Origin of the sequence: Streptomyces viridifaciens, assembly GCF_001888885.2 — a bacterium.
Lineage (GTDB): Bacteria > Actinomycetota > Actinomycetes > Streptomycetales > Streptomycetaceae > Kitasatospora > Kitasatospora aureofaciens.
The window spans coordinates 5,084,281-5,103,772 of the sequence record NZ_CP090841.1 but is presented as its reverse complement, the minus strand read 5'-3'; the positions used below and the strand labels follow the sequence as shown (position 1 = coordinate 5,103,772).

General features: G+C 73.3%; 22 protein-coding genes. 14 read left to right on the top strand and 8 right to left on the bottom strand.

The window, feature by feature from the left end:
* Positions 1-88: 88 nt before the first annotated feature.
* Both BOQ63_RS29965 and BOQ63_RS29960 read left to right on the top strand, forming a co-directional pair.
* Positions 89-646: a hypothetical protein gene (locus tag BOQ63_RS29965; RefSeq protein WP_030287641.1), complete on the top strand. Its 558-nt coding sequence runs from the start codon at positions 89-91 to the stop codon at positions 644-646.
* Positions 643-1,020 carry a hypothetical protein gene (locus tag BOQ63_RS29960; protein ID WP_043388503.1) on the top strand — a complete coding sequence of 126 codons (378 nt, stop codon included), beginning with the start codon at positions 643-645 and terminating at the stop codon, positions 1,018-1,020. Before BOQ63_RS29965 ends, BOQ63_RS29960 begins: the two co-directional genes overlap by 4 nt.
* A 21-nt stretch (positions 1,021-1,041) precedes the next feature.
* Here the strand turns inward: BOQ63_RS29960 and BOQ63_RS29955 are convergent, their stop codons facing one another.
* Complete coding sequence (locus BOQ63_RS29955) at positions 1,042-1,920, bottom strand: helix-turn-helix transcriptional regulator (RefSeq protein ID WP_030287644.1); 879 nt, start codon at positions 1,918-1,920, stop codon at positions 1,042-1,044.
* A 111-nt stretch (positions 1,921-2,031) separates the two neighbouring features.
* Between BOQ63_RS29955 and BOQ63_RS29950 the strand changes: the two genes are divergently transcribed.
* From BOQ63_RS29950 to BOQ63_RS29940, 3 genes are all read left to right on the top strand, one after another.
* Positions 2,032-3,477, top strand: coding sequence for an MFS transporter (locus tag BOQ63_RS29950; RefSeq protein ID WP_037830581.1), 1,446 nt, complete (start codon positions 2,032-2,034; stop codon positions 3,475-3,477).
* A gap of 212 nt (positions 3,478-3,689) precedes the next feature.
* Positions 3,690-3,983: a type II toxin-antitoxin system Phd/YefM family antitoxin gene (locus tag BOQ63_RS29945; protein WP_030597929.1), complete on the top strand. Its 294-nt coding sequence runs from the start codon at positions 3,690-3,692 to the stop codon at positions 3,981-3,983.
* Positions 3,980-4,414: a type II toxin-antitoxin system VapC family toxin gene (locus BOQ63_RS29940; protein WP_072655249.1), complete on the top strand. Its 435-nt coding sequence runs from the start codon at positions 3,980-3,982 to the stop codon at positions 4,412-4,414. Before BOQ63_RS29945 ends, BOQ63_RS29940 begins: the two co-directional genes overlap by 4 nt.
* Before the next feature lie 6 nt (positions 4,415-4,420).
* On the opposite strand, the gene BOQ63_RS29935 is transcribed toward BOQ63_RS29940, so the two are convergent.
* Together BOQ63_RS29935 and BOQ63_RS29930 are read right to left on the bottom strand one after the other, a co-directional pair.
* The gene (locus tag BOQ63_RS29935) at positions 4,421-5,032 is read right to left on the bottom strand and encodes an alpha/beta hydrolase (RefSeq protein WP_072655248.1); all 612 of its coding nucleotides are present in this window, start codon (positions 5,030-5,032) and stop codon (positions 4,421-4,423) included.
* A 50-nt stretch (positions 5,033-5,082) separates the two neighbouring features.
* Positions 5,083-6,351: an MFS transporter gene (locus BOQ63_RS29930; protein ID WP_072655247.1), complete on the bottom strand. Its 1,269-nt coding sequence runs from the start codon at positions 6,349-6,351 to the stop codon at positions 5,083-5,085.
* A 95-nt stretch (positions 6,352-6,446) separates the two neighbouring features.
* Between BOQ63_RS29930 and BOQ63_RS29925 the strand changes: the two genes are divergently transcribed.
* Together BOQ63_RS29925 and BOQ63_RS29920 are read left to right on the top strand one after the other, a co-directional pair.
* The gene (locus tag BOQ63_RS29925; protein ID WP_030287651.1) at positions 6,447-6,680 is read left to right on the top strand and encodes a hypothetical protein; all 234 of its coding nucleotides are present in this window, start codon (positions 6,447-6,449) and stop codon (positions 6,678-6,680) included.
* Positions 6,681-6,743: 63 nt separating this feature from the next.
* Entirely contained in the window at positions 6,744-7,604 is an 861-nt protein-coding gene (locus tag BOQ63_RS29920; protein WP_030287653.1) for a DUF3626 domain-containing protein, read from the top strand.
* Positions 7,605-7,611: 7 nt separating this feature from the next.
* Here the strand turns inward: BOQ63_RS29920 and BOQ63_RS29915 are convergent, their stop codons facing one another.
* Together BOQ63_RS29915 and BOQ63_RS29910 are read right to left on the bottom strand one after the other, a co-directional pair.
* Positions 7,612-8,352 carry a helix-turn-helix transcriptional regulator gene (locus BOQ63_RS29915; protein WP_030287655.1) on the bottom strand — a complete coding sequence of 247 codons (741 nt, stop codon included), beginning with the start codon at positions 8,350-8,352 and terminating at the stop codon, positions 7,612-7,614.
* Between the two features lie 10 nt (positions 8,353-8,362).
* Positions 8,363-9,301 (bottom strand): alpha/beta hydrolase, encoded by a 939-nt coding sequence (locus tag BOQ63_RS29910; protein WP_030287657.1) that lies wholly within the window; start codon positions 9,299-9,301, stop codon positions 8,363-8,365.
* A 337-nt stretch (positions 9,302-9,638) separates the two neighbouring features.
* Between BOQ63_RS29910 and BOQ63_RS29905 the strand changes: the two genes are divergently transcribed.
* The 3 genes from BOQ63_RS29905 (at position 9,639) to BOQ63_RS29895 (ending at position 12,784) form a co-directional block, all read left to right on the top strand.
* On the top strand, positions 9,639-10,772 hold the full coding sequence (locus BOQ63_RS29905) for a threonine aldolase family protein (protein WP_030597927.1): 1,134 nt from the start codon (positions 9,639-9,641) through the stop codon (positions 10,770-10,772).
* A 72-nt stretch (positions 10,773-10,844) separates the two neighbouring features.
* A complete protein-coding gene (gene ybiA, locus BOQ63_RS29900) occupies positions 10,845-11,423 on the top strand; it encodes a riboflavin biosynthesis intermediates N-glycosidase (RefSeq protein WP_030553477.1) in 579 nt (192 codons plus the stop codon).
* A gap of 233 nt (positions 11,424-11,656) precedes the next feature.
* Entirely contained in the window at positions 11,657-12,784 is a 1,128-nt protein-coding gene (locus tag BOQ63_RS29895; RefSeq protein WP_191093600.1) for a hypothetical protein, read from the top strand.
* Between the two features lie 73 nt (positions 12,785-12,857).
* On the opposite strand, the gene BOQ63_RS29890 is transcribed toward BOQ63_RS29895, so the two are convergent.
* On the bottom strand, positions 12,858-14,240 hold the full coding sequence (locus tag BOQ63_RS29890; protein WP_030290785.1) for a glycine--tRNA ligase: 1,383 nt from the start codon (positions 14,238-14,240) through the stop codon (positions 12,858-12,860).
* A 191-nt stretch (positions 14,241-14,431) separates the two neighbouring features.
* Between BOQ63_RS29890 and BOQ63_RS29885 the strand changes: the two genes are divergently transcribed.
* From BOQ63_RS29885 to BOQ63_RS29870, 4 genes are read left to right on the top strand one after another with little or no spacing between them, the layout of a single operon-like run.
* A complete protein-coding gene (locus BOQ63_RS29885) occupies positions 14,432-15,412 on the top strand; it encodes a metal ABC transporter substrate-binding protein (RefSeq protein WP_223886073.1) in 981 nt (326 codons plus the stop codon).
* A gap of 12 nt (positions 15,413-15,424) precedes the next feature.
* Positions 15,425-16,189 (top strand): metal ABC transporter ATP-binding protein, encoded by a 765-nt coding sequence (locus BOQ63_RS29880; protein WP_030290783.1) that lies wholly within the window; start codon positions 15,425-15,427, stop codon positions 16,187-16,189.
* Entirely contained in the window at positions 16,186-17,145 is a 960-nt protein-coding gene (locus BOQ63_RS29875; RefSeq protein WP_078867761.1) for a metal ABC transporter permease, read from the top strand. Before BOQ63_RS29880 ends, BOQ63_RS29875 begins: the two co-directional genes overlap by 4 nt.
* A gap of 35 nt (positions 17,146-17,180) precedes the next feature.
* Positions 17,181-17,591 (top strand): Fur family transcriptional regulator, encoded by a 411-nt coding sequence (locus BOQ63_RS29870; protein WP_030290780.1) that lies wholly within the window; start codon positions 17,181-17,183, stop codon positions 17,589-17,591.
* 126 nt (positions 17,592-17,717) lie between these two features.
* Here BOQ63_RS29870 and BOQ63_RS29865 read toward each other — a convergent pair whose 3' ends face one another.
* Positions 17,718-18,557, bottom strand: coding sequence for an isoprenyl transferase (locus BOQ63_RS29865; protein WP_030290779.1), 840 nt, complete (start codon positions 18,555-18,557; stop codon positions 17,718-17,720).
* A 4-nt stretch (positions 18,558-18,561) separates the two neighbouring features.
* On the bottom strand, positions 18,562-19,308 hold the full coding sequence (gene recO / locus BOQ63_RS29860; RefSeq protein ID WP_030290777.1) for a DNA repair protein RecO: 747 nt from the start codon (positions 19,306-19,308) through the stop codon (positions 18,562-18,564).
* Positions 19,309-19,492: the final 184 nt, after the last annotated feature.

Genomic DNA, 19,492 nt, shown 5'->3' with positions numbered 1-19,492 from the left:
GTGCCGGGTGGGGGTGTATCTGGCTACACCCCCGATTCGGTGTGGAGCACCACCGACAAGCGGCCCCCGCCGCGGAAGGCTTGGGGCCATGACGAGCACCGCATCGCACTCCGCCACTCCGCCGCACGGGCGGCCCGTCCCCGGGGACCACGGGGGTGTTCCCGGGGGCGCGCTTCGCCCGGCGCCGGGGCCGGAGGGGTCGCTGCCCACCGGGGCCGGGCCCTGGTCGGTCCGCAGCGTCGGTCCCGGCCGCGGCCGGGCCGCGCTGGAGCTGTACCAGCACGGCGAGTTGGCCGACGTCCTGGTCGCTGCCCGGCTCGCGCCGCAGCTGGTGCGCGGCGCGCGGCGCAGCCCGTCCGCCGGGCGCGGTTCGCACGTGCTCGCCTGGGGGCTGCTGCCCGCCGACGGCGCGACTCCCTCGGTGGTGTTCACCGGCGGGTGGCGGCCGTTCCGTACGTTCCGGGCGGCGGCGGCCGAGGTGGTCACGGTGGCCGGGGTGTTCTGGCTTGCCTGGGCCGAGGGGCCGTACGACACGGTGCTGGTCGAGCACCCGGCGGGCGGCGGCGCCGAGCGGCTGGCGCTGCAGCGGGTGCGGGAGCGGCGGGTTCGGGTCCGGCGGGCGGCGGCGGTCGGGGGTGCGGCATGACCACGGCCGTCCTCCACGGCGCAGCGGCGTTCGCGCTGCCGGAGCGGTTCCGGCAGCTGCCCCGGCTGGCGGCCTTCGCCCTGCTGCCCTGGCTGATGCTGCTGGCCGTCAACCACGAGACGCCGTGGGTGGTGCTGGACCTCGCGGAGTTCGCCGCCCTGCTGTCGCTGGACGCGCTGCTGCGCCGGCGCAGTGCCGCCGCCCCCTGGCTGGGCGGGGCGGTGGCGCTGCTGCTGGCCGGGGACGCACTGGCCGACACCGCCTGCGCCGGGCCGGGGCACGCGGTGCTCGCCGCGCTGGTGATGGCGTGCTGCGTCGAACTGCCGCTGGCGGCGGTGTGCGTGCTGCTCGGGCGCGAGGCGATACGCGGCTGAGCGCCGGACAGCTTCCGACGCTTAACGCTGGGCCGGGAGCTCGTCCATCAGGACGCGGGTCTCGTCGTCCAGCGGGGTGTAGCTGATCAGGCGCGTGCCGAGCCGGGGACCGAGCCAGAAGTTGGTGTAGCTGCAGCGCAGCAGGCCCACGCCCGGCACCAGGAAGCGCTTGATCCCGTTGCCCGGCCCCATCACCTCGTGCCGCTGCCACTCCTCCTCGAAGTCCGGCGAGGCCTTGCGCAGCCGGGCCAGCAGCGCCTTCCAGGCCGGCTCGGCGGAGTGGTCGGCCATCGCGGCGCGGAACCGGGCCACCATGCCGATCCGTTCCGTCCGGTAGTCGATCAGCACCTCGCGGAAGCGCGAGGGGGTGAACGCCAGCCACATCAGGTTCCGCTCCTCGACGGGCAGTTCGCGGAGGTCGCCGACCAGCGCGGAGTACGGCGCGTTGTGCGCCAGGATGTCGTAGCGGGAGTTGACCACCGCGGCCGGGTACGGCGCCAGCTGATCCAGCACCAGGCGCACGCTCGGGGTCACCGAGGGGCACTCCGTCACCGGCGCCGGGTCCTCCGCGCCGGCCAGGGTGAACAGGTGCGCCCGCTCGCTCGGGTCCAGCAACAGCGCCCGGGCCACCGCGTCCAGCACCTGGGCGGACACCTGGATGTCCCGCCCCTGTTCCAGCCAGGTGTACCAGGTCACGCCGACGGCGGCCAGCTGCGCCACCTCCTCGCGGCGCAGCCCCGGCGTACGGCGGCGGCCGGTCATCGGCAGGCCCACCTGCTCGGGCGCGATGCGCTCGCGGCGGCTGCGCAGGAACGCCGCCAGGTCGTGTCGGCGGGCCTCGTCCGGGGTGCCGCGGTGCGGTCCGGCGACAGCGGGACGGGCTTGCGCGGCCGGGGTCATCAGGCTCATGCTCCCCAGCATGCGGCACGCCGCAGCCTGTTGCCAGGTACTTCTTATACCTGGATAACCACACTCTGGTACCAGGGTACGAAGCGGCGGATCGTATGACCCGTGACTCAACAACTCGCCGTCGCCCCGGCCCCGACCCGGACCGCCCCCGTAGCCGCTCCCCACACCCCCACCCTCGGCACCGCCGGACTGGTCACCGTCCTGCTCGGCGCGTTCCTGCCGATGCTCGACTTCTTCATCGTCAACGTCGCCCTGCCCACCATCGACAAGGACCTGGCCGCCGGACCCGCCGTCCTGGAACTCGTCGCCGCCGGCTACGGCATCGCCTTCGCCGTCCTGCTCGTCCTCGGCGGGCGGCTCGGCGACATCTTCGGCCGCCGCCGGCTCTTCGTCGTCGGTGCCGCCACCTTCGCCCTCACGTCGCTGGCCTGCGGCCTCGCCCCCGACGCCTGGTCCCTGGTCGCCGCCCGGGCCGCCCAGGGCGCCTCGGCCGCGCTGCTGATCCCGCAGGTGCTCGGCACCATCACCGCCGCCACCGACGGCGCCCGGCGAGGCCGCGCGCTCAGCGTCTACGGCGCGGTCGGCGGCATCTCCGTGGTGATCGGGCAGGTGCTCGGCGGGATGCTGGTCGCCGCCGACGTGTTCGGCACCGGCTGGCGCTCGGTCTTCCTGCTGAACGTGCCGTTCGCGCTGCTCGCCGTCGTCCTCGCCGTCCGGTACGTGCCGGAGAGCCGGGCCACCCAGGCCGCCGCGGTGGACGTGCCCGGCACCGCCCTGCTCACCGCGACCCTGCTCTCGCTGCTCGTCCCGCTGATGGAGGGCCGGGCGGCCGGCTGGCCGCTCTGGTCCTGGGTGCTGCTCGCCCTGTTCCCGGTGTTCGCGACCGCCTTCGCCCTGGTCGAGCGCCGCGCCGAACAGCGCGGGGCCGTCCCGCTGGTGCCGCCCACCCTGCTGCAGATCCCCGAGATGCGGCGCGGACTCGGCATCGCCGTCCCCTACTTCGCGGGCTTCGGCGGCTTCATGTTCGTCATCGCGGTCGCCCTCCAGCAGGGCCTCCAGCTCGGCGTGGTCGCGGCCGGCTGGGCGCTCGTCCCGATGGCCGTCGGCTACTTCACCGCCTCGCTCTCCGGCCCGCGGCTGATCGGGCGCTGGGGCAGCCGGGTGCTCAGCGCCGGCGCCGTCATCCAGGCCGTCGGTCTCACCACCATCGCGCTGACCGTCCTCGCCGACGCGGACCACTTCTCCCCGCTGCGGATGGCACCCGGCGTCGCCCTCGCGGGCATCGGCCAGGGCCTGATCGGCACCCCGCTGTTCCGGGTCGTCCTCTCCAAGGTGCCCGCCGCCCGGGCCGGCGTCGGCAGCGGCGTCCTCGCCACCAGCCAGCAGTCGAGTCTCGCCCTCGGCGTCGCCACCCTCGGCACCCTCTACCTCTCCCTCTCCCCCAGCCTCGGCATGGGCCGCGCGCTCGCCCTGTGCCTGGGCATCCAGTTGCTCGGCTCCTTCACCGTGCTGTACCTGACCACCCGCCTGCCCCGCTCCATCGGCTGAGCCCCAGGGGCCACGGGCCCAGGGCGACGGCGTACGGCCCCGCGACCGGTTCCTCCGGTCGCGGGGCCGCTTCCTTCCGTGTCCCCTTCTCCACGCGTGCAGCCCGTCGAGCCAGCGGCCGACCGGCTTCCCGGGAGGGGATGACGCTCATGAGGGTGAAATCGACGCACACTGCTCACGGTCGCCGCACGGTCCGCCCTACCGTGAGTCGTATGACAGCCAGAGTTCCCATCCGGCAGCTCCAGCAGCACGCCAGCGAATTGATCGACCGGGTCGCGGCCGGGGAGCGTGTCGAGATCACCCGAAACGGGCGGCTGATCGCCGTGCTCTCGCCACCCGACCCCGAGCAGCGGGTGCTGGAGGACCTCGTGCGCGACGGCACCATCGACCCGGAGAACGCCGCCACCGCGCGTGGACTGGCCGACTGGACCCCGCCCACGGTCGACGTCCGGCTCCCGTCCGCCAGCGAGGCCCTGCACAGGATGCGCGAGGAAGAAGACCGTTGATCTACTTCGACTCCTGCGCGCTCCTCAAGCTCCTGGTTACGGAAACCGAGTCCGCCGCGCTCCGCACGTTCCTCTCGTCGCACGGCTCCGAGGGACATGCGACCAGTGCCCTGGCCCAGGTCGAAGTCCCGCGCGCGCTCATCCGGGTCGGCGCGCCGCAGCAGGTGCTGGATGCCGCGGCGGACCTACTGGACCGCGTGCTCCGCGTCCGCCTGTCCGACCCGGTCCTTCGGGCCGCCAGCCGCTTCCCCACCCGGCACCCGCGCACGCTCGACGCCATTCACCTCGCCAGTGCCGAGCACCTGGAACACGCGCTCACCGCCTTCGTCACCTACGACAAGCGCCTCGCCGAAGCGGCCGACGAACGCGACCTGCCGGTCACCGCGCCGGGCTGGGTGCCGGGCGCCGAGCCCGGCGGAAGTCCCGCATAGCAACCATCAGCCCGGTGTCGGCCCGTCGCCGGGCGCCAGCGAGCCGATGAAGCCATCCAGTCGTGCGACGACCTCGCGCAGGGTGTCGACCGAGCCGACCGGGTCGTGGGGCAGTTCGAGGCCGTGGTCGGCGGCGGGGAGTTCGAGGACCTGGTGGCCGGTCGAGTCGGCGACGGTGCGGCTCCACAGGTCGTCGGCGCTGCCGCCGATGAGGAGGGTAGGGGCGCAGGCCCGGTGGAGGGCGCGGGTCACGTGGTCGAGGGTCAGTACGGGGGTCAGCCAGGCGGCCGCGAGGTTCCGGTCGGCGGCGAGCCCGGCGGCGAAGCTGCCCAGTGACTTACCGACCAGCAGTCGGCAGGCGCCGTGTTCGGCGTCGACCGCTTCGGCGACCTGCCGTTCGACCCAGTCGATCCGGTCGTCCGTCGTGAACTCGCGGAAGGCGTCCGGAACATGCCACCACAGTTCCTGGACCGTCCAGCCGTGCCGCTGGAGCACGGAGCCGGCGAAGTGCAGCAGCGGGCGGGCGGGCGAGTAGCCGACGCCGGGGATGACCAGGGCGACCCGGTCGGGGTCGCCGTCCAGACGGGTGGGAAGACCGAGGGCGGCAGGAGAGGACATGAGCGCAGGCTACCCGCCGAACTGCCCTGCACCGGAGGGCGCTTGGCACTTCACGCCCGACCGGCCCCGGGCAGGGCCGACTGGGAGCGGGTGGCGGCCACCGCGAGGGTGCCGGCCAGGGCGATCGAGGCGAAGACCGCCAGCGCCCCGGTGGTACCGACCGCGCCGGCCAGTGCGCCGCCCAGCAACGCTCCCACCGGCACCACGAGCTGGCCGATCGAGCGGGACAGTCCGAGCACCCTCCCCAACTGCTCTGGCGGGGACAGGCGTTGCTGGATGGTCACCCAACTGACGCTCCAGACCGTCGCGCAGAACCCGAACACCAGCTGGTAGGTGATCAGCACCGGGAGCGCGGCCCCGAGCGAAGCCAGCGGGATCAGGAACAGGGCGCCGGCGGCGAGCGGACCGAAGAGCGGGATCACCCTGGTCAGGCCGACGCGCCGGACGACCCGCTTCGCGGTGAACACCGCCGTCACCGCGGCGATGCTGTAGACGGCCTGGGTCAGCCCGAGTTCACCGGGGCCCAGGTCCACGACCTGGTAGGCGAAGTAGACGAAGAGGCCGCCGAGCCCGGCCCCGCCGAGGTTGAGGGCGGCCGCGGCGATGGCGAGCCGGGCCAGCAGCGGCTGGTCGCGCAGGACGTCGATCCCCTCCCGCAGCGAATCGGCGATCCCGGGACGCGCCGCCGCCCGCTCCGGCTCCTCGTCCCGCCGGAGCCGGGGGAGGCTCATGGCCAGCGCGGACAGCCCGTAGCTCACCGCGTCCGCCACCATCGCGGTGGCCGCGCCCACCGCCTGTACCAGCGCGGCCGCCAGCCCCGGCCCGGCGATCTGACCGGCCGAACGGGCCCCGGCCAGCTTGGCGTTGACCGCCACCAGGCCGTCCCGGGGCACGAAGTCGGCCACCACGGTCGGCACCGCGATGGCGGTGACCCCGCCCAGCGCACCGGAGACGGCCGCGACCGCATAGAGCTGGACCAGGGTCAACGCGCCGACGGCATGGGCCAGCGGGACGGTGGCGACCAGCAGCAGCTGGACGACGTCCACCGCGATCAGCAGCCGCCGACGGGAGGCGACCCGGTCGACCAGCACCCCGGCGAACGGCCCGGTCAGCCCCTGGATCCCGTACTCCAGGGCGAAGACCAGCGAGGCCGCCAGCGGTCCGGCGTCCAGCAGGAGGATCGCCAGCGTGGGCAGCGCCAGCGCCGTGACCTGGGTGCCCGCCACGCCGACGCCCTGGGAGAACATCAGGGCGGCCACGGCCCCGCGGGAGGAGGGAGCGGTGACCTCGGATGCGGCTCCCGGGCTGTCATCTGCCATGCGCCTCAAGCTACTTCATTCCGTCGAGGTGCGGCGGCCCTTACCGCGCCACGCTGGTTCGTGCAATGATCAGGCCCGGAGGGGAAGGGGATTCCATGGGCTTCGTTCTCGTGTTCCTGGTCGCGCTGGTGGCCACCGTCGTCGGCACCACCCTGTTCCTGGTGCGGCGGGAGCGGGCCCGCCGGCACTGGGCGGGCGAGATCGAGGGCCTGTCGGTCGAGCAGCACCGGACCGCCCAGGCCGCCCAGATGCGCAGCACCTACACCAGCGTGGCCGTCCACAACGGCCACGGCCTGTTCACCGACGACCTGCACAAGCACCACCCCTGAGGGCGCCCGGGGGCGGACGGAAACCCGGTGCACCGGCCAGCCTCCCCGCGCGACACTACCCGCATGACCTCCGAAGCCGTCCGGACACCGCAGCAGCGGGCCCTCGACCACGTGGCCGCGCTGTCCTCGGGCCCGCCCGTCGATCCGACCCTGCGGGTGACCCTCAACTTCCACCCGGACCGCTCCTCCCACGGCAGGCCGATCCTGGACGCCCTCGCCGAGGGCGGCGTCTACCTCTCCCAGTTCGCCACCGGCACGAGCAACGGCGGCCTGACCGCCCACCCCGGCGGGGACCGGTGGCGGTGGGAGAGTCGGATCTTCGACCGCGCCTACGACGAAGCCGCGCCCGCCGAACGGCCCGCCTACGGGGCGCTGGACTACCGCCGCAAGCCGGTCGGCGCCGCGCCGCGCTTCGGCTCCGCCCACTTCCGGCTCGCCGCCCACGCGCTGGAGCGCACCACCTTCTGCTACCCGGACAGCTTCCTGGAGCCGGAGGACTTCGGCACCGCGGACCGCATGCGGCTGGTCGAACTCGCCCTGGCCGACCGCCAGGACGCCCTCGACGACTACATCGAGGCGCAGGTCCACGGCCCGGTCCGGCTCGCCCGGGACATCGAGGCCCTGGTGCTGGACCCGTGCTACCGGGGCACGGCCGTCGAGGAGTCGGCCCGCCGCCTCCCCTGCCCGGTGGAGTGGCACCCCGGATTCCGGCTCACCGTCCAGGAGCTCCGTCGGCACCCCGGCTACCGCGGGCAGGAGTTCGTCGACCTGGGTACGCAGATCGCCGTGGACGGCCTGCTCGATCCGCGCATCGTCGGCGCCGCCGCCGAGGCCGGCCGGCACGACCCGCAGGCGGTCAAGAAGGTGTGGCACTACCTCGCCCGCTTCGGCGCACCCGCGGCGAACGCCACTGTGGCGGGCTGAGCGACCTTCACGGCCGGAGGGGTCCCGACACCCCCGGCGCCACCAGCGCTCCCAGCGCCGCCGGCCGCACCGCGCCCGCGGCGGTCGAGCCGAGCAGCAGGGCGGACAGGTCGTGCGGCGGCGCCGGTTCCCCGGTCGGGGCCGCCGCCGTGATGCGGTCAAGCCGGAAGCCCCGGCCGGCCTGCCGGGTGCGGCACCAGGCGATCAGGTACCACTTGCCGTCGGCGGTGAGCAGCCCGGCCGGTTCGACCAGCCGGTCGCTCTCCCGCCCGACCGCGTCCAGGTAGGACAGCCGCAGCACCGTGCTCTCGGTGAGGGCCCGCTCGACGGCCGTGCGGACCGACTCGGCGGAGCGGGCCGGCAGCGCGACGATCCGGGCGGCGAGGTCCCGGGCCGCCGTGGAGGCGGGGCCGCTCATCGAGGCCGTGATCTTCTGCGAGGCCGTACGGGCCGCCCCGGCGTACGGGGCGGAGGCGTCGGCCGCCGCCAGCGCGGTGACCAGGGCGGAGGCCTCTTCGGGGGTGAAGCGGATCGGCGGGAGGGTCATCGCCGGGTCGATCGACCAGCCGCCGCCGCGCCCGGTGATGGTGCGCACCGGAACGCCCGCCGTCATCAGCGCCTGGAGGTCGCGCTGTACGGTGCGAGTGCTCACCTCGAAGCGGGCGGCGAGCGCGGCGACCGTCAGGGGCCGGGGCGCCGCCGCGCGCAGCTCCTCCACCAGTGCGTAGAGCCGGGGGGTGCGATCCATGCGGCCGACGCTACCGTCCTGCGGCCGCCAGGAAGTCCCGCTCCCGCCGGTGCTCGCGCTCGGTGACGGCCAGCGGGAACAGGGTGAAGCCGTGCATCGCGCCGGCCACCACGTCGAGTCGGACGGGCGCACCGGTCGCCCGCCACCGCTGGGCGAGGAAGCGCGAGTCGTCCAGCAACGGGTCCTCAGTGCCGACGACCATCCGGGCCGGCGGCAGGCCGGTCAGGTCGGCGTACAGCGGGGAGACCTTCGGGTCGCGGCGCTGCTCGGGGGTCATACCGGGCGTGAACAGCTCGTAACTCCCCTTGAGCGACTCGGAGTTGCTCAGCAGCCGTCGCGAGCCGAACAGCCGCTGACTGGGCGTCATCGACAGGTCGTACGGACCGAAGGCCAGGTGGGCGGCCCGGAACGCGCCGGTGAGGCCGTGCCGGTCGCGCAGGCGGAGCAGAGTCAGGACGGTGAGGTGGGCGCCGGCCGACTCGCCGCCGATCAGCAGCCGCCGGGTGCCGAACTCGGCCTCGGCGTGCTCCACCAGCCAGCGGGCGGCCGCCTCGCAGTCGTCGGGCCCGGCGGGGAAGGGATGCTCGGGCGCCAGGCGGTAGTCCACGCTGACCACGGCCAGCCGGGCGTCGGTGGCCAGGCGCCACAGCTTCTCGTCCTGCCCGCCCGCCGAGCCGAAGGCCCAGCCGCCACCGTGGATGTGCAGGTACACGCCGTCGACGTGCTCGGGAACGAAGATCCGGACCGTGACCCCGCCCGGCAGGCCGCGGTCGCGGCCCTGCGGCAGCCGCACCGGGGGCGTGTCGCCGCCGAGGCGGTTGGTCCGCAGGTGTTCGAGTGTCGCGGGGTCCAGGGTCCGCCCGCGTGGCGGGCGGAGCGCGGCGGCGGCCTCGAACTGCTCGTTGAAAGCCAGGGTCTCGGTGAGGCAGTCCTCGTCGGTGATCGTCATGAGCCGATCCTGACGTCCGTCCGCGACAGCCCAGTGTCACCCTTTTCCAGTGACCCGTGTCACACTCCCCAGGGCTCGGCGCCGCCCGCGCCGCGGCGGCACGTGGGTGATCGAGCCCCGGGACGCCGTCGGCCCGACGGCCACGTCCGTCCAGGTCGGGCCGGCAGGCGGTCATCGCCCGGCCCCCGCCTGACCCGGCACGGTTCACGGCGGCTCCCCAGGAGGGCGGACGGCGGGCCGGCCCGACGGTTCGCTGCCCCGTCCGCCGGCTCCGGACCAGTCCGCCGTTGCTGAAATCCGGTGGTCCGACCGTCGTACGGCGTCCGAGAATCGCCGGATGACCCACGACGATCAGATCGACTGGGGGCGCCTGCGCGCGGCCCGACGGGCGTGCACCCGCCTGCTCTCCGGCAGCCGCCCCCTCACCATCCACGAGCGGCTCACCGCCCTCACCGCCGCGGTCGAGCCGGACGTCCGCCCCGACTTCTACGGCGACGGCGGCCCGGTCGGCGAGCTGGAGGAGCGCACCGCCGCGCTCCTCGGCACGGAGGACGCGGTCCTCTTCCCCACCGGCACCATGGCCCAGCAGGTGGCCCTGCGCTACCACGCCGAGCGGGCCGGCAACCGGGCCGTCGCCCTGCACCCGCTCAGCCACATCGAGCGGCACGAGCGCCACGCCCACACCCAGCTCACCGGCCTGCGCGGCCTCTGGCCCACCACCGAACAGCGCCAGCCGACGCCGGAGGAACTCCGAGCCCTCGGCGAGCCCTTCGGCACCCTGGTGGTCGAACTCCCCCTGCGGGACCCGGGCTACATCCTCCCCACCTGGGACGAGCTGACCGAACTCACCGCCGCGGCCCGGGAATCCGGTGCCCGGGTGCACTTCGACGGCGCCCGGCTCTGGAACACCACGGCCCACTTCGGCAAACGGCTCGACGAGATCGCCGCGCTCGCCGACAGCGTCTACGTCTCCTTCTACAAGGACCTCGGCGGCATCAGCGGCGCCGCCCTGGCCGGGAACAAGGCCCTCACCGCCTACGCCCGCACCTGGCGCCACCGCTACGGCGGACAGCTCTACCAGCAGTGGCCTGCCGCCCTCTCCGCACTCTCCGGGCTGGACACCGAACTCCCCCGGCTCGCCGGCTACACCGCCCACGCCGCGACGCTCGTACCCGCCCTGGCCGCCCTCCCCGGCGCCCGCGTCCACCCGGCCGCGCCACCCACCCACGAGTTCCAGCTCTGGCTGCCGCACTCCGCGAAAACCCTGAACGCCGCCGCCCTCGCCCTCGCCGAGCAGGAGAAGACCTGGTTCCTGGATTGGACCGACGCCGCCCCCGGCCTCGCCATGGCCGAGGTGAGCCTGGAAGGGCCGGCGCAGGACTGGACACCGCAGGAGGTCACCGAAGTCGGACTCCGCCTGCTGGAGTTGGTCGCGGCCGGGAGCGGAGGCCCCGCCGCCCGGCAGGCCTGAGCGGCGACATCACCGGGACCCCACCGGCAAAGGGTTGGCAGGCGCCCGACCCTTTGTGTCAGAATGACGATTATGAGCAAGCAGCATGTGGGGGACCTCGCCGACGTCCGTGACCGCGAGGAACTGGCGGCCCTGATGGCCGCCGGGGCGCGGCCGAAGTGGGTGATGTTCTGGGGGCACACCGTTCGCAAGGGCGGTGCGGTGCGGCACGAGTGCCTGAGCCAGTGGTGGCCCGGGCGGTTCACCGTCGACGGGGTGACGTATGCCTCCGCCGAGCACTGGATGATGGCCGGGAAGGCCCGGATGTTCGGGGACGAGGCCGTCGAGCAGCGGGTGCTGGAGGCCCGTACGCCCGCCGAGGCGAAGAAGCTGGGCCGACTCGTCAAGGGCTTCGACGAGAAGACCTGGACGGCGGGCCGGTTCGACCTGGTGGTCGAGGGGAACGTCGCGAAGTTCGGCCAGGACGAGGCCCTGCGGGAGTACCTGCTGAGCACCGGCGGTCGCGTCCTGGTCGAGGCCAGCCCGCTGGACCGGATCTGGGGCATCGGGCTCGCCGCGGACGACATCCGGGCCGAACGCCCGCTGGAGTGGCGGGGGTTGAACCTGCTGGGCTTCGCACTGATGGAGGCGCGGGCGCGGCTGGCCGACTGAGGCCGGTCGCCACGCCCCCGGCCCGCGCCTCCGGCCCCACCCCCCGGCCCGCACCACGGGGCGACCCTCCCCCGGAGCCCGACCGGCGCACTTCGCGCAACGGCCGCCCCCCGCACGCTCCTTGACATCACTCGGGTAGGACTGGTCGCGCTCCCGTAACTCCTTCGCCACATTCCGACGCCAGGATGGCCCGCAGTCAGGGTTCAGATGGACAGGTTGGGGCGATCATGCGCATGCGGTCGACGGAAGAATCCGCAGGCCAGCAGCCGGAGGGCGAGCAACGGGCCGCCGAACTCCGGGCAGAGTTGGACGAGTTGCTCAGCGCGAGCCGCTACGCGGGCCAGCGCGAACGGCGGCTGAACGAGGCGATACGGGCGGCCCCGGGCCGCCGGCGCCCGGACGGCGACCTGCTGCGGCAGCTCGCCCAGGCCCGCACCCTCCGCGAGGGCCTGGGCGCACGCTGCCTCCAACTGAGCGACGAACTCCATGAGTTGGAGTCCCACCTGAGACAGCGGCAACACCCGCAGCCCACTCGGCCCCCGCAGCCCCCACCGCCCCCGCAACCGCCGCTCCCCCCGGAGCCGCAGCCCCGCCCGGCCCCGACGCCACCGCCGCCGACCCGGCCCGACCTCGGCGCCCTCAGCGAGCGGATCACCGGCCTTCACCGGCGCGGCGCCTCCCCCGAGGCCGAGGAGCTGCTGAACCAGGCCGCCGCCCGCCTCGCCCCCGCCGACACGGCGCTCCTGGTCGGGATGCTCTCCCGGCGCGGCCCGACGGGCGCCTCGCTCCGCCTGGCCCGCACCGCCGCCGGTGGCGCCCCGGAGCACGCGGTCGCCGTACTGGCGGAGCTGCGCGAACTGGGCCTGGCCGAGGAGGCCGCCGAGCTGTTCCACGCGTTCCGGACCTACCCGGCATCCGCCGTCCCCGCTCTGCTCGCCGCCCTGGAGCGGGCCGGGCAGCACGCCGACTGCGCCACCCTGCTCTGGGAGTGGGGCTCGGCCCCGACACCGGAGCTGACCTCCCTCGCCGCCCGCCTCCAGCAGCACGGCCGCCCCACCGACGTCCGGACCCTGCTGCGCCAGGCCGCCGGGCGCCCCACCGCCGACCTCGCCGGCCTCGCCACGGAGCTGCCGCCCGCGCTCGCCACCCTGCTGCTGCACGAGCTGGCCACCCTGCGCCCGACGGTCGAACTAGTGCGCCTGGCCGCCGCACTGGACGGCCGCCCGGACCTCTACGGGCAGCTGCTGGCCGCCCTGCTCGCCGACGACTGCCGCCACCGCACCACCCTGGCCGCACTGCGCAGCGCCGGCCTGCCGACCGCCCTGCCGGGCGCCCAGCGCTCCCGCTGGGGCCGCCGGTAGCGCTCCGCACAAGCAGAAGCCCCCGCCCGCCCCCCACGAAGGAGGACGGCCGGGGGCTCCCCGGGGTACGGCCTCAGCAGCCGATCAGACGGGCCGCCAGGTAGCCCTTCACCTGGTCCAGCGACACGCGCTCCTGCGACATGGTGTCGCGGTCGCGGACGGTCACCGCGTTGTCCTCGAGGGTGTCGAAGTCGACCGTGACGCAGAACGGCGTGCCGATCTCGTCCTGGCGGCGGTAGCGCTTGCCGATCGCGCCGGCGTCGTCGAACTCGACGTTCCACGCGGTGCGCAGGTCGGCGGCCAGGCCGCGGGCCTTCGGGGAGAGGTCCGCGTTGCGCGACAGCGGCAGCACCGCGACCTTGACCGGGGCCAGGCGCGGGTCGAGCCGCATGCCGACGCGCTTCTCCATGACGCCCTTGGCGTTCGGCGCCTCGTCCTCGAAGTAGGCGTCGATCAGGAAGGCCAGCATGGCGCGGTTGAGGCCGGCCGCCGGCTCGATGACGTACGGGAAGTACCGCTCGCCGCTCTCCTGGTCGAAGTACTTGAGGTCCTGGCCGGAGGCCTCGCTGTGCACCCGCAGGTCGTAGTCGGTGCGGTTGGCGACGCCCTCCAGCTCCGAGAACTCGCTGCCACCGAAGTTGAAGCGGTACTCGATGTCCACCGTGCGCTTGGCGTAGTGGGAGAGCTTCTCCTTCGGGTGCTCGAAGAAGCGCATGTTCTCGGTGCGCAGGCCGAGGTCGACGTACCAGTCCCAGCGCTGCTGGAGCCAGTACTCGTGCCACTGCTCGTCCTCGCCCGGCTTGACGAAGAACTCCATCTCCATCTGCTCGAACTCGCGGGTGCGGAAGATGAAGTTGCCGGGGGTGATCTCGTTGCGGAAGCTCTTGCCGGTCTGGGCGATGCCGAACGGTGGCTTCTTGCGCGAAGTGGTCTGGACGGCCCTGAAGTTGGTGAAGATGCCCTGGGCGGTCTCCGGGCGCAGGTACGCCAGGCCGGCGGCCTCCTCGGTGACGCCGAGGTGGGTCTTCAGCATGCCCGAGAAGTCCTTGGGCTCGGTGAACTGGCCCTTGGTGCCGCAGTCGGGGCAGTTGACGTCCTTGAGGCCGTTCGGCGGCGGGAAGCCGTGCTTGGCCTCGTACTTCTCCTCGAGGTGGTCGGCCCGGTGGCGCTTGTGGCAGGACATGCACTCGGTCAGCGGGTCGTTGAAGGTGGCGACGTGGCCGGAGGCCTCCCAGACCTCGCGGGCCAGGATCACCGACGAGTCGAGTCCGACGACGTCCTCACGGGCCTGGACCATCGCGCGCCACCACTGGCGCTTGATGTTCTCCTTGAGCTCGACACCCAGCGGTCCGTAGTCCCAGGCGGCACGCGTGCCGCCGTAGATCTCGCTGCAGGGGTAGACGAAGCCACGGCGCTTGCTCAGGCTGACGATCGTGTCGATCTTGTCGGCGGCCACAGTGCTCTCTTCAGTACGTACGGCACGGTCAGGGCACGGCTGGTTGCGCGTACCCGAATACCTCAGGTTACCGGCCAGACGGGTACGGGGTTCAAATCGGTATCGTCCGGCACCCTCCAGCCATGGCCACCTCCCGTTCACCCATCCGAGTGATTTGACAATCATTTCCAATTCAGATGAGAATGATTGTCATGATGATCGGACTGCCTGGACGCCGGACCCGCACCACCATCGCCCTGACCGCCACCGCCCTCGCGGCCTCGCTGGCCCTCACGGCCTGCGGCGGGAGCAGCAGCGCCAAGGGCACGGACGGCAAGCTGAACGTCGTCGCCTCCTTCTACCCGATGGAGTTCCTGGCCCAGCAGATCGGCAGGGACCACGTCTCGGTCACCGACCTCACCGCACCCGGCGTCGAGCCGCACGACCTGGAGCTCACCGCCAAGCAGGTCGCCGGCGTCCAGAAGGCCGACGCGATCCTCTACCTCAAGGGCCTGCAGCCCACCGTCGACCAGGCCGTCGACCAGTCGTCCGCCAGGACGAAGATCGACGCCACCGCCGCCAGCCCGCTGGTCGACCACCACCTCGACGAGGGCGCCGAGGGCGGCGACACCCACCAGGGCAAGGGCCCGGCCGGCGACCCGCACATCTGGCTCGACCCGGCCCGCTACGCCGCGATCGCCAAGGGCGTCGGCGACGGCTTCGCCAAGGCCGACCCCGCCCACGCCGAGGACTACAGGAAGAACACCGACGAGCTGGTCACCCGGCTCACCGCCCTGGACCAGGAGTTCCAGGCCGGACTGAAGGACGCCAGGACCAGGACCTTCGTCACCAGCCACGCCGCCTTCGGCTACCTCGCCGACCACTACGGCCTCACCCAGGTCGCCATCAACGGCGTCGACCCGGAGTCCGAGCCCACCCCGGCCCGCCTCGCCGAGGTGCAGAAGGCCGCCAAGGACAACGGCGTCACCACGATCTTCTTCGAGACCCTGGTCAGCCCCAAGCTCGCCGACACCGTCGCTAAGGACCTCGGCCTCAAGACCGCCGTCCTGGACCCGCTGGAGGGCGTCAAGGACCCCTCCAAGGACGACTACCTCACCGTCATGAAGCAGAACCTGGCCAACCTCCGGGCCGCCCTCGGCGCACCGAGCACCACCCCCACCCCCGCGAGCTGACGGGACACCACCATGACCGACCCGATACCCCCGGCCGTCCGCCTCCGTGACGCCGTCGCCTCGCGCGGCGGTCGGCCGGTGCTGCGCGGCGTCGACCTCACCGTCCGACCGGGCGAGGTCGTCGCCCTGCTCGGCGCCAACGGCTCCGGCAAGTCGACCACCGTCAAGGCCGTGATCGGCTCCGTGCCGCTGGAGCAGGGCACCCTGGAGCTGTTCGGCACCCCGTACGGCTCCTTCCGCGCCTGGCACCGGATCGGCTACGTCCCGCAGCGCACCACCGCCGCCTCCGGCGTCCCTGCCACCGTGCGCGAGGTGGTCTCCACCGGACGGCTGGCGCAGCACCGGCTGCTGCCCTTCCGCCGCCGGGACCGCGCCGCGGTGGACCGCGCACTGGACGCCGTCGGCATGCTGGACCGGGCCGGGGACGGCGTCGCCGACCTGTCCGGCGGCCAGCAGCAGCGGGTGCTGATCGCCCGGGCCCTGGTCGGCACGCCCGACCTGCTGATCATGGACGAGCCGATGGCCGGCGTGGACGCCGCCAGCCAGCAGGTGCTCGCCGACACCCTGCGCAGCGAGGTCGGGCGCGGCGCCTCCGTCCTCCTCGTCCTGCACGAACTCGGGCCGCTGGAGCCGCTGATCGACCGCGCCGTGGTGCTGCGGGACGGCTGCGTCGCGCACGACGGCCCGCCCGTGCCCAACACCGGCCTGCACGCACTGCCCGGCCACGACCACGTCCACCCGCACGCCGACCTCACCCCACCGAGGCTGCTCGCATGACCGAGATGCTCTCCTACGACTTCATGCAGCGGGCCCTGCTCGCCGCCGTGCTGGTCGGGATCACCGCCCCCGCCGTCGGCATCTACCTGGTGCAGCGCCGCCAGGCCCTGATGGGCGACGGCATGGGCCACGTCGCGATGACCGGCGTCGGCCTCGGCTTCGTCTTCCGGACCAGCCCGGTCTGGATGGCCGTGCTGGTCTGCGTGCTCGGCGCGATCACCATGGAACTGGTCCGCTCGCGCGGCAACCAGCGCGGCGACATCGCCCTCGCGATGCTCTTCTACGGCGGCATGGCCTGCGGCAAGCTGCTGGTCTCGGTGTCCGCCCAGGCCGGGGCCGGCTCCCTGGAGAGCTACCTGTGGGGCTCGATCCTCACCGTCGCCCCCGAGGACCTGGTCACCATCGCGGTGCTCGGCGCGGTGGTCATCGCGGTGGCGGTCGGCCTGCGCCGCCAGCTCTTCGCGATCTGCCAGGACGAGGACTTCGCCCGGGTCACCGGCGTGCCGGTGCGCACGCTCAACCTGCTGCTCGCCGTGATGGCCGCGGTCACCGTCACCGTCGCCATGCGGGTGGTGGGGCTGCTGCTGGTCAGTGCCCTGATGGTGGTCCCGGTGGTCGCCGCCCAGCAGCTCACCCGCTCCTTCGCCGCCACCCAGGCCGCCTCGATCGCGCTCGGCGTGGTGGTCTCGCTGGCCGGCGTCACCGGCTCCTACCAGCTCAACGTGCCCTCCGGCCCGGCCATCGTGCTGCTCGCCATCGCGGTCTTCGCGGTGTTCAGCGTGATCGCCGGCCCGCTCGCCCGCCGCCGCCACCGCCGCGGCGGCACCGAGCCGGGGCCGCAGGTCTGCGACGTCCGGATCCCGGGACCGGGCCGAAGCCAAAACCCCGGCCAAGCCCCGGAAAAGACTTCCTCCGACACGACCACCCCGGAGCGGCGGGCCGGGCTGGCACAATGAGGTGCGTGACGCCCACGACCCCAGGAGGACCCACGGTGACCACCGCAGGCCCGTCGCCGCGCGCCCGCTCGACCCGGCAGCGTGCCGCCGTCTCGGCGGCCCTGGACGAGATCGCGGACTTCCGCAGCGCGCAGGAGCTCCACGACCTGCTCAAGCACCGCGGGGACTCCGTCGGTCTGACCACGGTCTACCGCACCCTGCAGTCGCTCGCCGACGCCGGTGAGGTGGACGTGCTGCGCACCGCCGACGGCGAGGCCGTCTACCGCCGGTGCAGCAGCGGGCACCACCACCACCTGGTCTGCCGGCACTGCGGTGCCACCGTCGAGGTCGAGGGCCCGGCGGTCGAACGCTGGGCCAACGCGGTCGCCGCCGAGCACGGGTTCAGTGACATCGCCCACACCCTGGAGATCTTCGGCACCTGCGCGGACTGCGCGAAGAAGGACTGAAGCCCGTACCGGGGCAGCCGGTACGGGCGAACGGAAGGGGCCCGCAGGAATCGTTCCTGCGGGCCCCTTTCCCGCGCCCGGGGGTGTCGGCTTTCCCGTGCCCGGGGCGCGTCAGCCCGGGGCGCGTCAGCGCTGGGAGGGCAGCACGCCCGGCGCGGGGAGCTCGTTGGGGATCGCCCCGCCGAAGCGGCGGTCGCGCATCGCGAACAGCTCGCAGGCGCGCCACAGGTCGCGGCGGTCGAAGTCCGGCCAGAGCACGTCCTGGAACACGAACTCGGCGTACGCGGACTGCCAGAGCAGGAAGTTGGAGGTGCGCTGCTCGCCGCTGGGGCGCAGGAACAGGTCCACGTCCGGCATGTCCGGGTGGTACATGTAGCGGGCGAGGGTCTTCTCGTTGACCTTCTTCGGGTCCAGCTTCCCGGCCGCGACGTCCCGCGCGATCGCCTGTGCGGCGTCGGCGAGTTCGGCCCGTCCGCCGTAGTTGACGCACATGTAGAGCGTCACCGCGTCGTTGCCCTTGGTCTGCTCCTCGGCGACCTGCAGCTCCTGGACGACGCTCTTCCACAGCTTGGGCATCCGGCCCGCCCAGCGGATCCGCACGCCCATCGCGTCCATCTCGTCCCGGCGGCGGGCGATGACGTCCCGGTTGAAGTTCATCAGGAACTTCACCTCGTCGGGCGAACGCTTCCAGTTCTCGGTGGAGAACGCGTACAGCGAGATGTTCTTGACGCCGAGCTCGATCGCGCCCTTGAGCACGTCCAGCACGACGGACTCCCCCACCTTGTGGCCCTCGGTGCGCGGCAGTCCGCGCTCCTTGGCCCAGCGGCCGTTGCCGTCCATCACGATGGCGACGTGCTCGGGCACCAGCTCGCCGGGGATCTTCGGCGGCTGTGCGCCGCTGGGGTGCGGGGTCGGGGGAACGTAGTTCCGCTGCTTGCCGCCGCCGAAGAGCCGTCGCGCTGCCATGTGCTCACTTCTCCACGTATCTCATCGAGCGGATGCCCCGCTCCAGGTGCCACTGCAGATAGGCCGCGACCAGGCCGCTGCCCTCCCGCCAGTACCGCGGCTCGCAGGCGTCGGCCGTCCGCCAGTCCCCTGACAGCAGCGCCCCGAGCAGTACCAGTGTCTCAGGGGAGGGTACGGCACATCCGGGCACTCGGCAGTCCGGGCACAGCACGCCCCCTGCGGGGAGCGAGAAGAAACGGTTCGGCCCTTCCAGGCCGCACTTGGCGCAATCGGTGAAGCTCGCGCCGTAGCCGTTCACCGCGAGCGAGCGCAGCAGGAAGGCGTCCAGTACGAGGTGCGACTCGTGCAGCCCGGCCGCCAGCGTGCGCAGCCCGCCCACCAGCAGCAGGTACTGCTGGACGGCCGGCTCGCCCTCGTTCTCGGCGAAGCGCTCGGCCGTCTCCAGCATCGCCGTTCCGGCGGTGTAGCGCCCGTAGTCGGTGACGATCGAACCGCCGTACGGGGCGATGGTCTCCACCTGGGTGCACAGCGGCAGCCCGCGGCCGACCAGCTCGCTCCCCCGGCTGAAGAACTGCACGTCGACGTGCGAGAACGGCTCCAGGCGGGCGCCGAACTTGGACTTGGTCTTCCGCACCCCGCGCGCCACCGCGCGCACCTTGCCGTGCTGGCGGGTCAGCAGGGTGATGATCCGATCGGCCTCGCCGAGCTTCTGCGCCCGCAACACGACGCCGTCGTCCCGGAAAAGACTCATGGGAACCATTGTCCCCCCAGACACGGACAGCCACGGACGGCCGCGGACGGCCATGGGCAGCCGCGGACGGCGCCGGACAGCCGTGTTGCCCGCACCGGGGCCGTGGGGGAGGACCACTGCGGTGCGGGTCACGGCGGGCCCGGAGGGGGGGCGGACCCGTTTGTGGGGGATGCGGAAGGTCTAC

Coding starts and splice junctions, on each gene's coding strand:
- BOQ63_RS29915 (WP_030287655.1), bottom strand. CDS start 8,352: ATGGATCGCACCCCCCGGCTCTACGCACTGGTGGAGGAGCTGCGCGCG.
- BOQ63_RS29880 (WP_030290783.1), top strand. CDS start 15,425: ATGACCGACCCGATACCCCCGGCCGTCCGCCTCCGTGACGCCGTCGCC.
- recO (WP_030290777.1), bottom strand. CDS start 19,308: ATGAGTCTTTTCCGGGACGACGGCGTCGTGTTGCGGGCGCAGAAGCTC.
- BOQ63_RS29920 (WP_030287653.1), top strand. CDS start 6,744: ATGACCTCCGAAGCCGTCCGGACACCGCAGCAGCGGGCCCTCGACCAC.
- BOQ63_RS29885 (WP_223886073.1), top strand. CDS start 14,432: ATGATGATCGGACTGCCTGGACGCCGGACCCGCACCACCATCGCCCTG.
- BOQ63_RS29875 (WP_078867761.1), top strand. CDS start 16,186: ATGACCGAGATGCTCTCCTACGACTTCATGCAGCGGGCCCTGCTCGCC.
- BOQ63_RS29960 (WP_043388503.1), top strand. CDS start 643: ATGACCACGGCCGTCCTCCACGGCGCAGCGGCGTTCGCGCTGCCGGAG.
- ybiA (WP_030553477.1), top strand. CDS start 10,845: ATGAGCAAGCAGCATGTGGGGGACCTCGCCGACGTCCGTGACCGCGAG.
- BOQ63_RS29955 (WP_030287644.1), bottom strand. CDS start 1,920: ATGACCCCGGCCGCGCAAGCCCGTCCCGCTGTCGCCGGACCGCACCGC.
- BOQ63_RS29895 (WP_191093600.1), top strand. CDS start 11,657: ATGCGGTCGACGGAAGAATCCGCAGGCCAGCAGCCGGAGGGCGAGCAA.
- BOQ63_RS29910 (WP_030287657.1), bottom strand. CDS start 9,301: ATGACGATCACCGACGAGGACTGCCTCACCGAGACCCTGGCTTTCAAC.
- BOQ63_RS29965 (WP_030287641.1), top strand. CDS start 89: ATGACGAGCACCGCATCGCACTCCGCCACTCCGCCGCACGGGCGGCCC.
- BOQ63_RS29865 (WP_030290779.1), bottom strand. CDS start 18,557: ATGGCAGCGCGACGGCTCTTCGGCGGCGGCAAGCAGCGGAACTACGTT.
- BOQ63_RS29925 (WP_030287651.1), top strand. CDS start 6,447: ATGGGCTTCGTTCTCGTGTTCCTGGTCGCGCTGGTGGCCACCGTCGTC.
- BOQ63_RS29935 (WP_072655248.1), bottom strand. CDS start 5,032: ATGTCCTCTCCTGCCGCCCTCGGTCTTCCCACCCGTCTGGACGGCGAC.
- BOQ63_RS29945 (WP_030597929.1), top strand. CDS start 3,690: ATGACAGCCAGAGTTCCCATCCGGCAGCTCCAGCAGCACGCCAGCGAA.
- BOQ63_RS29930 (WP_072655247.1), bottom strand. CDS start 6,351: ATGGCAGATGACAGCCCGGGAGCCGCATCCGAGGTCACCGCTCCCTCC.
- BOQ63_RS29905 (WP_030597927.1), top strand. CDS start 9,639: ATGACCCACGACGATCAGATCGACTGGGGGCGCCTGCGCGCGGCCCGA.